Consider the following 13072-nt stretch of genomic DNA (forward strand, 5'->3'; position numbering starts at 1 on the left):
CGGTCGGTTGCGCTTGGGTGGTGCAGATTTCAGGCTAGCCATTGCAGTGGGGGGCGTCGGGGGGACCGGCCACCGGACGCGCCTGCGGCGCGTCGAGCTGCCCTGCCCCCGTTGTCCCCCCTGTCGCACAGTTGAAAAAAAGCTGTGCAGATGCCGACAGGTATAGTCCACTTGCGGCCAACTGAGCAAGATCGAATGCAGGTTTGGGCGGCAGTCTTTCCCGAGTTGAGACCTCACGGATACCTCGGCACCTCACGGCCTCCTCCGGATGTAACGATTTCCGCAATACGGTCGATTCGACTACGGGCTCTCATCCAACACCCTTGACACCACCAGCCACTTCACTCCCTACTAGTTCTTGCGCACGCTTCTGACAACGTTGTCCAAGCGCACTTCCTCGGGAGGAATGGCTCGGCATGCAGCCCCGACACGGTTCTCGCAAGAGACAAAACAGTACGGCCGCGCTGATCGCGGCTTCACTGGTCCTGGTCGTGACAGCCCCCACGGCGGCCGCCGCTCAGTCGGCCGGGTCAGGAGAAAAGGGTCATAAGCCTTCGGGCGACCGGATATTCAGTTCATCGTTCGAGGCGGACGAGAAGCAGCCGGACTGGCGCAATACCGTCGAAGAAGGCCCTGACGGAAAGAAGCGGACATCGGGTATCGATGGCGGCTTCTCCGCCGGAATACCGGGCAATGTGACGGACAAGGTCACAGATGTCCGTGCAAGCGATGAGAACACCGGCGGCGGCGAGGTGAAGGAAAACCTCGTCGACGGTGAATCCGGTACGAAGTGGCTGTCCTTCAAGCCCACCGCCTGGGCCGAGTTCGATCTCTCCGAGCCGGTCAAGGTCGTCACGTACGCGCTGACCTCGGCCAACGACCACGACGAGCGGGACCCGAAGGACTGGACGCTGCAGGGATCCGAGGACGGCAAGAGCTGGACGGACCTGGACTCCCGGACCGGCCAGACCTTCTCCGAGCGCTTCCAGACCAAGTCCTACGACTTCACGACGGACAAGGCCTACCAGCACTTCCGCCTGGACATCACGAAGAACAACGGCGCCGGTGACGCGACCCAGCTCGCCGACGTCCAGTTCTCCGACGGGGACACCTCGGCCCCGGCCCCCGACGACATGCGCAGCCAGATCGACCGCGGGCCCTCCGGCTCCCCCACCGCCAAGGCCGGCGCGGGCTTCACCGGAATGAAGGCGCTGCGCTACGCGGGTACGCACAAGGCGGACGGCCGGGCCTACTCGTACAACAAGGTCTTCGACGTCAACACGGCCGTCACCCGGGACACCGAGCTCTCCTACCTGGTCTACCCCCAGATGGGCAAGACGGACCTGTCCTACCCGGCCACGCACGTCGCGGTGGACCTGGCGTTCACCGACGGCACGTACCTGAGCGAGCTGCGCGCCACCGACTCCAACGGCGGTCTGCTGACCCCGCAGGGCCAGGCCGACGCCAAGCGGCTGTACGTCAACCAGTGGAACAAGGTCGACTCGCAGATCGGCACGGTCGCGGCGGGCAAGACGGTCGACCGGATTCTCGTCGCGTACGACTCCCCCAAGGGCCCGTCGAAGTTCCAGGGCTGGATCGACGACGTCAAGATCGCCCCGAAGGCGCCGCAGAAGCGCAAGGCGCACCTGTCGGACTACGCCTCGACCGTCCGCGGCACCAACTCCAGCGGCAGTTTCTCCCGCGGCAACAACTTCCCCGCCACCGCCGTCCCCAACGGTTTCAACTTCTGGACCCCGGTGACCAACGCCGGATCGACGAGTTGGCTGTACGACTACGCCAAGGGCAACAACGAGGACAACCTGCCCACCCTGCAGGCCTTCAGCGCCAGCCATGAGCCGAGCCCCTGGATGGGCGACCGGCAGACCTTCCAGCTGATGCCGTCGGCCGCGTCCGGCACCCCGGACGCGTCGCGCACGGCACGCGCGCTGCCGTTCAGGCACGAGAACGAGACGGCGAGGCCCCACTACTACGGGGTCACGTTCGAGAACGGCCTCAAGGCCGAGATGACGCCGACCGACCACGCGGCGCGGATGCGGTTCACGTATCCGGGCAAGGACGCGAGCATGGTCTTCGACAACGTCTCCAACGACGGCGGGCTCACCCTCGACCCGAAGACCAGCTCCTTCACCGGGTTCTCCGATGTGAAGAGCGGCGGCTCGACCGGTGCCACCCGGCTCTTCGTGTACGGCGTCTTCGACGCCCCCGTCACCAGCAGCGGGAAGCTCTCCGGCGGCGGTGGCGACGACGTGACCGGCTACCTCCGCTTCGACGCGGGCAAGGACCGTACCGTCAACCTGCGGCTGGCCACCTCGCTGATCAGCATCGACCAGGCGAAGCAGAACCTGGCCGCGGAGATCCCCGCCTCGCGCTCCTTCGGCCGGGTCGAGGACAAGGCCCAGGGCGCCTGGGACGACCTGCTGGGCAAGGTGGAGGTCGAGGGCGCGTCCGCCGACCAGCTGACCACGCTGTACTCCAGCATGTACCGGCTCTACCTCTACCCGAACTCGGGCTTCGAGAAGGTCGGCGGCAAGGACAAGTACGCCTCGCCCTTCTCACCGCAGGTCGGCTCGGACACCCCGACCCACACCGGCGCCAAGATCGTCGACGGCAAGGTGTACGTCAACAACGGCTTCTGGGACACCTACCGGACGACGTGGCCGGCGTACTCCTTCCTCACGCCGAAAAAGGCCGGCGAGATGGTGGACGGCTTCGTCCAGCAGTACAAGGACGGCGGCTGGATCTCCCGCTGGTCCTCGCCCGGCTACTCGGACCTGATGACCGGCACCTCGTCGGACGTCGCGTTCGCCGACGCCTACGTCAAGGGCGTGGACTTCGACGCCGAGGCGGCGTACGACGCGGCCCTCAAGAACGCCACGGTCGTCCCGCCGACCTCGGGCGTCGGCCGCAAGGGCATGGAGACCTCGCCCTTCGCCGGATACGCGGACACCTCGACCCACGAGGGCCTGTCCTGGTCGCTGGAGGGCTACCTCAACGACTACGGCATCGCGCAGATGGGCGAGGCGCTCTACAAGAAGACGAAGAAGCAGCGCTACAAGGACGAGTCCGAGTACTTCATGAACCGGGCCCGCAACTACGTCGAGCTGTTCGACAGCAAGGCGGGCTTCTTCCAGGGCAAGGACCCCAAGGGCGACTGGCGGCTGCCGTCCGACCAGTTCGACCCGCGGGTCTGGGGCTACGACTACACGGAGACCAACGGCTGGGGCTACGCGTTCACCGCCCCGCAGGACAGCCGCGGCCTCGCCAACCTCTACGGCGGCCGGGACGGTCTGGCCAAGAAGCTGGACACGTACTTCTCCACCCCCGAGACGGCGGGCCCGGAGTTCGTCGGCAGTTACGGCGGCGTCATCCACGAGATGACGGAGGCCCGTGACGTACGGATGGGCCAGTACGGCCACAGCAACCAGGTCGCGCACCACGTCACGTACATGTACGACGCGGCGTCGCAGCCCTACAAGGCGCAGGAGAAGGTGCGCGAGGTCCTGAGCCGCCTGTACACGGGCAGCGAGATCGGCCAGGGCTACCACGGCGACGAGGACAACGGCGAGCAGTCGGCGTGGTTCCTCTTCTCCTCGCTCGGCTTCTACCCGCTGGTCATGGGCAGCGGCGAGTACGCGATCGGCTCCCCGCTGTTCACCAAGACCACGGTGCACCTGGAGAACGGCCGCGACCTGGTCGTCAAGGCGCCGAAGAACAGCGCGAAGAACATCTACGTCCAGGGCCTGAAGGTGAACGGCAAGAAGTGGACGTCCACCTCGCTGCCGCACGACCTGCTGGCCAAGGGCGGCGTGCTGGACTTCGACATGGGCTCCAAGCCGTCGGCCTGGGGCACCGGCAAGGACGCCGCCCCGGTCTCCATCACCAAGGACGACAAGGTGCCGTCGCCGAAGAAGGACGTCCTGAAGGGCGCGGGCACCCTGTTCGACAACACCTCGGCGACCTCGGCCCAGGTCGAGTCGGTGGAGCTGCCGGCCCCCGCGGGCGCGAAGGCGGTCCAGTACACGCTGACCTCGGCCACGGCGGCGAAGGCTCCGACGGGCTGGGTCCTGCAGGGATCCGCGGACGGCACGGCCTGGAAGGACCTCGACAAGCGGTCCGACCAGACCTTCGCCTGGGACAAGCAGACGAGGGCCTTCACGGTGAAGTCCCCCGGCTCCTACGCGCACTACCGGCTGGTGTGCGCGGAGACGGCGACGCTGGCGGAGATCGAGCTGATCTCCTGAGTCACCCGCCGACCGCATGAGGACGGGCCGCCCGCACACCGGGCGGCCCGTTCCCGTGTGTGCGACCGGCCCGTCGGGCCCGGGTGACGCGACCCCGCCCAGCCGGCTCTACCGGCTTGCCTTGTCCCGCAGGGCTTGCTCCACTGCCTCACGCACCCGCTCCTCCTCACGCCGTGCGCGCCGGACGCGGCCCCGCCGGACGAGCACGAACGCCGCCGCGGCCGCGCCCAGGACGAGAACCAGGAGCAGCAGGAGGGCCCAGGGGACGGCCCAGCCGTGGGCCGTGGTCCGGACGGGATCCAGGGCGGTGGTGGAGCCTGCGGCGTCGGTGACGAGCGGGGTGACGGCGACGGCGGCCGTGAGCCGGAAGGCCGGGGTGACGTCGTGGACGGGGACCGTGACCTTCCAGCGCTCGCCTGGCAGCAGCTCCGGCGGCGCGGCGATGCGGCCGGCCTCGGTGCTCAGCGTCCCGAAGGGGCCGGTGAGGGTGACCTTCTGGGTGCCGGAGAGCAGCGCGTTGCCGGTGTTGTGGAGGCTGTAGGTCACCGTGGCGTCGCCCCGGGCGAACGGACCGGCGGAACCCCGGTAGTCGACGTGCACGTCCTCGACGGCGAGCGCGGGCCGCAGGGCGCCGCTGACACGCAGCTTGATCCGGATGCCGAGGCGCCTGTCGACAGCGATGCCCTCGGTGTCGTCGGACTGCTTGAGCGACGTCAGGATGCCGCCCACGTAGTCGCCGGGGGGCGCGTCGCGCGGGACCTTGACGGTGAAGGGGATCTCGGCGCTCTTCCCCGGGGCTATCCGGACGCTCTTGCGGCCGGCCTGGACCCAGGAGCCGATGGAGTGGGACTTCTTCCCCTCGGTGAGGAGGTCGAGCCGGCCCATATCCGTCGTGAATCCGTCGGCGGCGTAGACGGCGAGGCTCAACGGCTCGGTGCCGCGGTTGGCCACGACCAGGGCATCCTCGGCCGCACCGCCGGGGTTGACGGCGTAGCCGAAGCTCGACCGGTCTTGCCCATAGTCGTTCGCGGCCGTCCGGACCGTCCAGGTGACGTCGCCCCCGGCCGCCCGTGCCGGGCCGGTGGACGTGCCGAACGCCAGGGCCGCGAGGAGGACCAGGAGGGCGGTGCGGAGGGCGGCGGTGCGGCGAGGTGGTGCCACTGCGTGCATGGGGTCTCTCTCGGAACGGCGGCGTGGCAGGCTGCGGCGTACCGGAGCCTGCCACGCCGGTGGAGCGGGGAGGGTCAGCTGCTCAGCGCGGTGATCGTGAGGGTGGCGCGGTAGCCGCCCTTCTGGACGGAGTCCGGGATCTTCAGGTCGAGGTCGGCGCCCAGCTTGGCCGTGCCGCGGGCGTGCCCCTGAGGTGCCGAGCCGAGGCCCCGGGAGAGGGCCAGGCCGTCACCCTTGCCGCCGTAGCCGGAGGGGACCGACGCACCGGCCTTGGCGCCGGCGCCCTGGTCGAGGAGGTACGGCGACCAGCCGAGGTAGGAGCCCCCGAACGTCTTCCCGGCGTCCTTGAACTCGCTCACACCGGCCGAGACCGCCCACGGGGAGAGGGAGCGGCGGGTGTCCGACACGAGAATCGGGTTGATCTTGCCGGAGGCGGTGAAGTGGTCACCGTTCTCCTCCTTGGCCGTGCCGAGGTCCACCAGGCCGTTGTAGCCGTCGATGGTCCAGCCGAACTCGCCCGGAGCCGGCTTCGGCACGTTCACCTGGAGGGACTGGCCGTCACCGTTGTACGGGTGGACGCTCACCTTGTCGACGACCGAGCCGACCGGCTGGGCGGCGGTGGTGTTCTTGCACCAGTCGCCCTTGGAGACCTGGGAGTTGGGAGCGTCGCAGCTGCCGCTGCGGATGTTCTCCACGACGAGCTTCTCGTCGCGGACCTGGACCTTGACGTAGCTGCGGACGTGCTCCTGGTTCTGGACGGAGTTGTACCAGTAGCTGTCCGGGTTCAGCGGGTCGGCGCCGTTGCCCGCTCCGCTGGTGCCGCTGGAGTCGGGCTTGGTGATGTCGTAGTACTTGGAACCCGAGGCCGAGTTGGCCGTGACGTAGAGGACGCCGCCGGGGCCGGGGTAGACGTCGGCCGCGCCGGGCTGCTCCCCGGGATCGGCCTTCTCGCCGTTCTTGATGAGGTAGCTGCGGGAATAGCTGTGGTCGTGGCCCTGCAGGACCATGTCGACGCCCAGCTTGGAGAAGGTCGTCGGGAAGTCGACCCGGCGGGCCTTGTTGTCCTTGTCCTTGGCGTGCGAGGCCGGCGAGTAGATCGAGTGGTGGTAGACGAGCACCTTCCACTTGGCTTCGGAGCCGTGCTCGTTGATGACGTCCGTGACGTACGCGGTGTGCGCCGCGTCGCCTCCGCCGCCCTGGGAGGTGGCGTAGCTGTTGCTGTTGAGGTCGATGAACAGCACATCCTTGTAGATGTACCAGTAGTTTCCGCCCGAGGTGTCGGACGCCGGGTTGCCGTTGGCGTACAGCGCACCGGAGTTGTCCGTGTTCGGCGTCGAGAAGTGCTGCTCGTACGCCTTGCCGCCGACGTCGTGGTTGCCGATGGTGGCGGCCCACGGGTACTGGCGCAGCTGGTCGGGCGCCAGGAAGGAGTTCCACTGGGACTCGTTGTTGAGGGGGTCGTCGGAACCGGCGTCGGCGGCCGAGACGACGAGCAGGTCGTACTCCAGCTTCAGTTCGGTCCGGAGCGGGCCCTCACCGTCGGCGGCGACGTGCGCGTATACGACGGAGGTGAAGCCATGGGCGGCGGCGGGCCGGACGAGCCCGAGGAAGAGGAAGGCCGCCGCGGCGAAGACGAGCAGCAGGCGGCGGACACGGTGCGACATGGGTCTCCTTTGGGGTTGCCCGTGCACCGTGCTGGTTGTGGATGAACCGATGCCGACCGATTGACGAACCATGAGGAAACAAACGTTCGATGCGGGTCGGATCGGTGGAGATCGTGTGGAACGGACGAGCAGGATGTGGGAAAACGCTGCTCCGTACCGGCTCCCTCCCGCTCCCCGCCGGGCGGCCGCTGCACCCCCTCCCGGAGGACGATCGCCTTGCACCGCCCGCCCCTGGCCGCCGTACTGCTGGTGGCCGCAGCCCTGCTCACCGGATGCGCTTCGGGCGACGACTGGTCACAGCGGCGCCCCGGCCCCTCCGCCGTCGGCGCACTGGGGGCGGGATTCACCGGTCCGCACGGGTCACCCGCGCCGGAGTCGACGCTCACGCCGAGCCCGGGTTCGTGGTCAGGAGTCCGGCCCTCCCCCGGCACCCGTGTCGTCCTGCTCAGCGCGGGCAGCGACCGTCCGGCGAAGACCCTGGCGAAGGCGGTGAAGGCATGGGCGAAGGACGCGGACGTGGACCTGCGGACCGTGACCGCGTCCGGCGCCGCCGACCTCCTGCCCGCCGTCAACCGGGCGCTGGACCTGCACCCGGATCTCGTCGTCAGTGCGGGCAACGACCTCATCGATCCCCTGACGACCGTCAGCCCGAGCCATCTCGCCCAGGAGTTCCTGGTGGTGGGGGCGGAACTCGCCGAACCCACCGAGAACGTGACGGCGGTCGACTGGTCGGGGGCCTCGTTCCGCGGGGAGGGACTCGGCATGTCCTCGACGTACGACCCCGCCTCGTTCACCGACGCCCGCTGCGCGGCCGCCATTCGGGCGGGCGCCGCGGCGGTACTGACGGGGCACACCGGGATCGTGGTGTGGCTGGACGAGTTCTAGGAAGACGGAGCCGATCTCCTGAACCGCCGGGTCCCGCACGGACGGCCGGTGTCTCCCCACGAGATGCCGGCCGTCCGCGTTCTCACCCCACCGTGCAGGCGAGTTCGGTGGCGGGATCGGGGTCACCGCCGGCGGAGACGTATCCGAAGGCCGCGGATTCACCCGGATCGAGCGATCCGTTCCAGTCCGCGTTGTGGACCATCACCTCCTGGCCCTGGACGGTCGTCGCACCGTTCCAGAGGCTGTCCACGCTCTGCCCGTCCGGCTGGGTCCAGCCGACCATCCAGCCGAGCATCGGTACGTCGCCGGAGTTGGTGACCGTCACCTCGGACTGGTAACCGCCGCTCCACCTGTTGGTGATGGTGGGTGTCGCGGTGCACCGTCCGGGCGGCGGTTCGGTCGGGGTCGTCGGGTCCTTGACCCCGGTCACCTCGCCGTTGCCGCCGTCGAAGACCACGTCGGAGCAGGAGTAGAAGGTCTCCTGGCTGTCGGAGCGCTGCCACACCATGTAGATGACGTCGCGGCCGTCCTTGCCGGCCGGAAGCGTCCCGGACCAGGAGTAGTTGGCCTCCACCGTCCCCGGACTCCCGTTCAGCGGCGGGTGATCGACGGTGAGGAAGGGGGTCTCCTCCATGTCGTCCCAGGTGAGCGGCTGCGTCGGGTCGTAGCCGTCCCTGGTGATGTACACGTAGAACGAACCGGGGTGCGCGGCCCAGGCGTTGTACGCGAAGTCGACGGTCGCGCCCAAGGTCAGATGCGTCAGCGGCCAGTCGGCGCCGGGCGTGTTGAAGCCGGTGAAGCTGGGGTTCCCGCCGCTGCACAGCTCGCCGTCCGGCACGAAGCCCCGGGTACGGCCCGCGCCGTCGGAGCGGAGCACGGAGAACCAGTTGTAGAACGGCGTGGTCCCGCTCTCCCGCGCGGCGGCCCGGCAGGCGGGATTGACCGGCTTGATCTCCCCCGTGCCGGTGAGCGCGTCCTGCCAGCACAGGAAGGTGCGGCTGGCGGGCTTCATCGGCGTGCCGTGAGCCTCGGCCCGGCTGCCGGAGATGACGACGACCAGCCCGAGGGCGGGGACGGCCGTGAGGAGGGCGAGCAGGGTGAGGAGCAGGGCTCTGCTGCGGGTACCGGCCAGGAGCCGGCCCCCGATCAGTAATCGGCGGCTCGATCGGTGGATCACGAGGTACGTCCCTTCGCTGCTGTCGTCCGGGGGGATTGGCGGAACAACGTTCGGGTCGTGCGGTGGCGGGCTGCGCTGTACCGAGTTGCGCCCGCACGCTTGGGAGCGCTCCCACTGCTCGGGGAGGCTAGCGCTCCGGTGCCGGACTGTAAACGCTTGGGTCCCGTTTCCCGACGCTCACGCCCGTGGCCGCGCGGCCGTCAGGGACGGCTCGTCCTGACGCGCAACTCCGTTCACCCTCAGGCCCGTTCCGGGATCTCGGGTACCGCCGTGGGCAACAGGCTCTCCGGCAGGGTCACGTTCCATGCCGTGATGACCGGCTGACCGTGCTCCCTGCCGAGCCGGGACACCGCCCCCGTGGCGAGCTGGAAGAGCGTGCCCTCGGCGGGGGTCAGGCCGAGGTAGCGGGCGGTCAGGACGCGCAGGAAGTGGGAGTGGGCGACGAGCGCGATGTCCTCGTCCCCGGCCCGTCCGGCCGCTTCCCGGACTTCGGCCAGTACCCGGTCGGCCCGCTCCCCGACCTCTGCGGGGGTCTCGCCGGGGTGCGCCTCGGGGCCGGCGGTGACGCCGTCGGTCCAGAGGTTCCAGCCGGGGCGGGTGAGGTGGATGTCGTGGGTGGTGATGCCCTCGTAGCCGCCGTAGTCCCACTCGCGCAGCTCGGGGGTGATCCGGGGCGCGGCGAGCCCGGCGAGTTCGGCGGTGCGCCGGGCCCGCACGGAGGGGCTGACCAGGGTGAGGGCGATGTCGCGGTCCGCGAGCAGCGGCGCGAGGGCACGGGCCTGGCGTTCGCCGAGGGGCGTCAGGGGCAGGTCGGTGTGGCTCGTGTGCTGTCCGTTGCGGGACCACTCCGTCTCGCCGTGCCGGATCAGGATCAACTCGCCCATGTGGAGGCCATCCGCTCTCTGTGCCGATTCCGCTCACGGAAGCCGCCCGTCAAGCCGGCCGGCTTCCCATGCTGTCAATGGTGCACACTCGCTGATCCACGATCGCATTCCGGCCGTGGCGACAGGGGCGGCGCGCCCGGAGGGAACAGGATGCGGCACATCGCCGCTTCTCCCGCTCCGTGCGTCCCGCGCCATGGACCGAGGGGGACGACCGCGTCCTCAGCCCTTGGCCACGTTCAGCGACACGTCGCCGACGACCACGACCTCGTACGGCCGGCCCGTGTCCGCCGTGACGCGGAGTGTGCCGCCCTCGCGGACCAGTTCGTACGTGGCGGCGGGGGCGCCCGTGAGGTCGGGGACGGTCACCGTGCGGGTGAAGTCGCCCAGGGACGCGTGGACGTACACGCGCAGCTCCAGGTACTGGCGGTCCACCGTGCGGGCCGCCGGGTCGTCGGGGAACTCCAGCAGCATCGGGCGCATGGTGGGGACGCCGGTGCGGTGGGCCTCGACGGCCGCCCCGTACAGGTAGGACATCAGCCGGTGCTTCAGCTCGGTGAACTGCTTGGCGACCGCGACCGCCTCGTCGCCGAACTCCCACGGCACCCGGTAGGACGAGGAGCCGTGCAGGCGGCTGTGCGAGGTGAGCAGCCCGAAGGCGAGCCAGCGCTTGAAGACCGCCGGGTCGGGGGTGCCCTCGAAGCCGCCGATGTCGTGGCTCCAGAAGCCGAAGCCGGACAGGCTCAGCGAGAGGCCGCCGCGCAGCGCGTCATCACCTGGGCGGCCGGGACGCTCTGCTGCTCGATGCCGGACTGATCGCGGCACACCGGGGGTAGCCTCGTCCGCCCCGGCCGCCCCATCCGCCCCGGCCGCCCCATCCGGGCCCTGCTGCCCCTGCCCACCCGCCACTTCGCGTTCCCCTGACCTCGCCCGATCCCGCAACACCCGCATATCCGGGCGAAGATGTCGCGGTGGCATCATTTCGCCAAACCCTTGGACACGTGAGGGACTCGTGAAAGGATCACCCCAATTCCGTGGCGTGTCCCCGTATCCCGCGGCGCGTCACGCCTCGTCCCACCACCCATGGAGAACACACGTGGCCAAGACTTCTGGCCGTCGGCCCGGACGGGCTGCCACCCGTCTCGCCGCCGCCGCGATAACCGCGGCCCTCGTCGGCACCGGTACCGCGGCCTTCGCCGCCGAGCCGGGCGACGCGCCCATGTTCGGCATCGCCGGTCTGGACAGCGCCGGCACCTCGTACTACTACACCCCGTCCGGCGACGGCGGCCTCGAGAAGCGTGTCGAGCTCGACAAGGGCTGGAAGAACGTCAAGTTCCTCGGCCGGGTCGACAACAATGCCGACAACGTCGCGGACGGCCGCTGGCAGCTCAGCACCAACGGCGACATCCACTACTACGCCAACGACAACTCCGCGGCGAAGAAGGTCGGCTACGGCTGGGGCAGCTACAACAAGCTGGTGTCCCCCGGCACTCTCGGCGGCGCCGAGGCCGGTGACCTCCTCGCCCGCGACACCAAGGGCGACCTCTACCTCTACCTGGGGTACGGCGACGGCACGGTCACCAAGCGCATCAAGGTCGGCTACGGCTGGGACATCTACAGCGAGATCGCCGGCAACGGCGACCTGAACGGCGACGGCAAGAACGACATCGTCGCCCGCGACAAGTCCGGCGTCCTGTGGCTGTACAAGGGCACCGGCAACCAGAAGGCGCCGTACGCCAAGCGCACCAAGATCGGCAGCGGCTGGAACCAGTACAACACCGTGTTCGCCCCCGGTGACATCGACCTGGACGGCACCGCGGACCTGGTCGCCCGGAACGCCGCGGGCGAGCTCTACCTGTACCGGGGCACCGGCAACGCCGCCACCCCGTACAAGCCGAAGGCGATCATCGGAACGTCGGGCTGGAACACCTACCGCCTGCTCTTCTGATCAAAAGGACAGGTTTTACGCCCAAAGTCGTGACACGATTCGGCTGAATCCGTGGCCCGCCGTCAACTCGCGGCGGGCCACGACCGATCACGATCCATGGAGTACTTCGTGGCCAAAACCTCTGGCCGTAACCACAGAAGCACAGCCGCTCGCGCGGCAGCCGCGGCGCTCACCGCCGCCCTCGTCGCCACCGGCACCTCCGCCGTGGCCGCAGACTCCCCGCAGCCGTCGCTCAGCGCGGCGGCGCAGCCGTCCGCAGCGGCCGCGAAGGCGGCTGCGGCCGTCGCCCCCAACTTCGCCCTGTTCGGCGTCAACTCCTCGGGGAACGCCTACGCCTACAGGTCGAACCTCAAGGGCGGGCTCACCGCCCGCAGCCTCAACGGATCGGGTTGGACGGGCGTCAACGCCATGCTCCAGGTCGCCAACGTGGCAAAGAGCAACGGCGACAGCGACGGCCTCTGGTTCCGCGAGAACAACGGGAACCTCGGCTACCTGAAGTTCGGCAGCGACAAGCCGGTCCAGGTCGGCTACGGCTGGAACACCTACAACAAGATCGTCTCCCCCGGCAACATCGGCGGCGCCGCCGCGGGCGACATCCTCGCCCGCGACACCAAGGGCAACGTCTACGTCTACCTCGGCTACGGCACCGGCAAGGTGACGGGCCGCATCAAGGTGGGCTATGGCTGGGACATCTACAGCGAGATCGCCGGCAACGGCGACCTGAACGGCGACGGCAAGAACGACATCGTCGCCCGCGACAAGTCCGGCGTCCTGTGGCTGTACAAGGGCACCGGCAACCAGAAGGCGCCGTTCGCCAAGCGCACCAAGATCGGCAGCGGCTGGAACCAGTTCAACCGGCTGGTCTCCACGGGTGACATCACCGAGGACGGCCGGACCGACCTCCTCGCCCGCGACAAGGCCGGCGCACTGTGGCTGTACAGGGGCACCGGCAACGCCACCGTCCCGTACGCGGCCAAGGTGAAGGTCGGCACGAGCGGCTGGAACAGCTACAAGTTCCTCTTCTGAGCCGTGTGTTAGTTCCTTCCGGAACATGAGAGAGGGCCGCACCCCGTCACCGGGGATGC

At 69.2% G+C, this 13072-nt stretch carries 8 protein-coding genes and 1 pseudogene; 4 read left to right on the forward strand and 5 right to left on the reverse strand.

Annotated elements, in window-relative coordinates:
- The first annotated feature begins 416 nt into the window (after window positions 1-416).
- Entirely contained in the window at window positions 417-4262 is a 3846-nt protein-coding gene (locus tag OG322_RS06640) for a GH92 family glycosyl hydrolase (RefSeq protein ID WP_164494458.1), read from the forward strand.
- Window positions 4263-4370: 108 nt separating this feature from the next.
- On the opposite strand, the gene OG322_RS06645 is transcribed toward OG322_RS06640, so the two are convergent.
- Window positions 4371-5432: a WxL protein peptidoglycan domain-containing protein gene (locus tag OG322_RS06645; RefSeq protein ID WP_329306179.1), complete on the reverse strand. Its 1062-nt coding sequence runs from the start codon at window positions 5430-5432 to the stop codon at window positions 4371-4373.
- A gap of 74 nt (window positions 5433-5506) precedes the next feature.
- Window positions 5507-7096 carry a metallophosphoesterase family protein gene (locus tag OG322_RS06650; protein ID WP_329306180.1) on the reverse strand — a complete coding sequence of 530 codons (1590 nt, stop codon included), beginning with the start codon at window positions 7094-7096 and terminating at the stop codon, window positions 5507-5509.
- 216 nt (window positions 7097-7312) lie between these two features.
- Here OG322_RS06650 and OG322_RS06655 point away from each other — a divergent pair, with 216 nt between their 5' ends.
- The gene (locus tag OG322_RS06655) at window positions 7313-7981 is read left to right on the forward strand and encodes a hypothetical protein (RefSeq protein WP_124285471.1); all 669 of its coding nucleotides are present in this window, start codon (window positions 7313-7315) and stop codon (window positions 7979-7981) included.
- A gap of 82 nt (window positions 7982-8063) precedes the next feature.
- Here OG322_RS06655 and OG322_RS06660 read toward each other — a convergent pair whose 3' ends face one another.
- From OG322_RS06660 to OG322_RS06670, 3 genes and pseudogenes are all read right to left on the reverse strand, one after another.
- Complete coding sequence (locus tag OG322_RS06660) at window positions 8064-9158, reverse strand: lytic polysaccharide monooxygenase auxiliary activity family 9 protein (protein ID WP_329306181.1); 1095 nt, start codon at window positions 9156-9158, stop codon at window positions 8064-8066.
- Window positions 9159-9397: 239 nt separating this feature from the next.
- A complete protein-coding gene (locus OG322_RS06665; protein WP_124285470.1) occupies window positions 9398-10042 on the reverse strand; it encodes a histidine phosphatase family protein in 645 nt (214 codons plus the stop codon).
- A 219-nt stretch (window positions 10043-10261) separates the two neighbouring features.
- Window positions 10262-10810 (reverse strand): annotated as a pseudogene (locus OG322_RS06670) (TIM-barrel domain-containing protein); the annotation flags it as partial.
- Between the two features lie 325 nt (window positions 10811-11135).
- Between OG322_RS06670 and OG322_RS06675 the strand changes: the two are divergent.
- Both OG322_RS06675 and OG322_RS06680 read left to right on the forward strand, forming a co-directional pair.
- Entirely contained in the window at window positions 11136-11987 is an 852-nt protein-coding gene (locus OG322_RS06675; RefSeq protein WP_241200262.1) for an FG-GAP repeat domain-containing protein, read from the forward strand.
- A 108-nt stretch (window positions 11988-12095) separates the two neighbouring features.
- On the forward strand, window positions 12096-13013 hold the full coding sequence (locus tag OG322_RS06680) for an FG-GAP repeat domain-containing protein (protein ID WP_306086461.1): 918 nt from the start codon (window positions 12096-12098) through the stop codon (window positions 13011-13013).
- The last annotated feature ends 59 nt before the right edge of the window (window positions 13014-13072 follow it).

This window comes from Streptomyces sp. NBC_01260 (genome assembly GCF_036226405.1).
Taxonomy (GTDB): Bacteria; Actinomycetota; Actinomycetes; order Streptomycetales; family Streptomycetaceae; genus Streptomyces; species Streptomyces laculatispora.

Excerpts from the sequence above, each read along its gene's own strand:
- OG322_RS06645 (WP_329306179.1), bottom strand. The coding sequence starts at position 5,432 with ATGCACGCAGTGGCACCACCTCGCCGCACCGCCGCCCTCCGCACCGCC.
- OG322_RS06665 (WP_124285470.1), bottom strand. The coding sequence starts at position 10,042 with ATGGGCGAGTTGATCCTGATCCGGCACGGCGAGACGGAGTGGTCCCGC.
- OG322_RS06650 (WP_329306180.1), bottom strand. The coding sequence starts at position 7,096 with ATGTCGCACCGTGTCCGCCGCCTGCTGCTCGTCTTCGCCGCGGCGGCC.
- OG322_RS06640 (WP_164494458.1), top strand. The coding sequence starts at position 417 with ATGCAGCCCCGACACGGTTCTCGCAAGAGACAAAACAGTACGGCCGCG.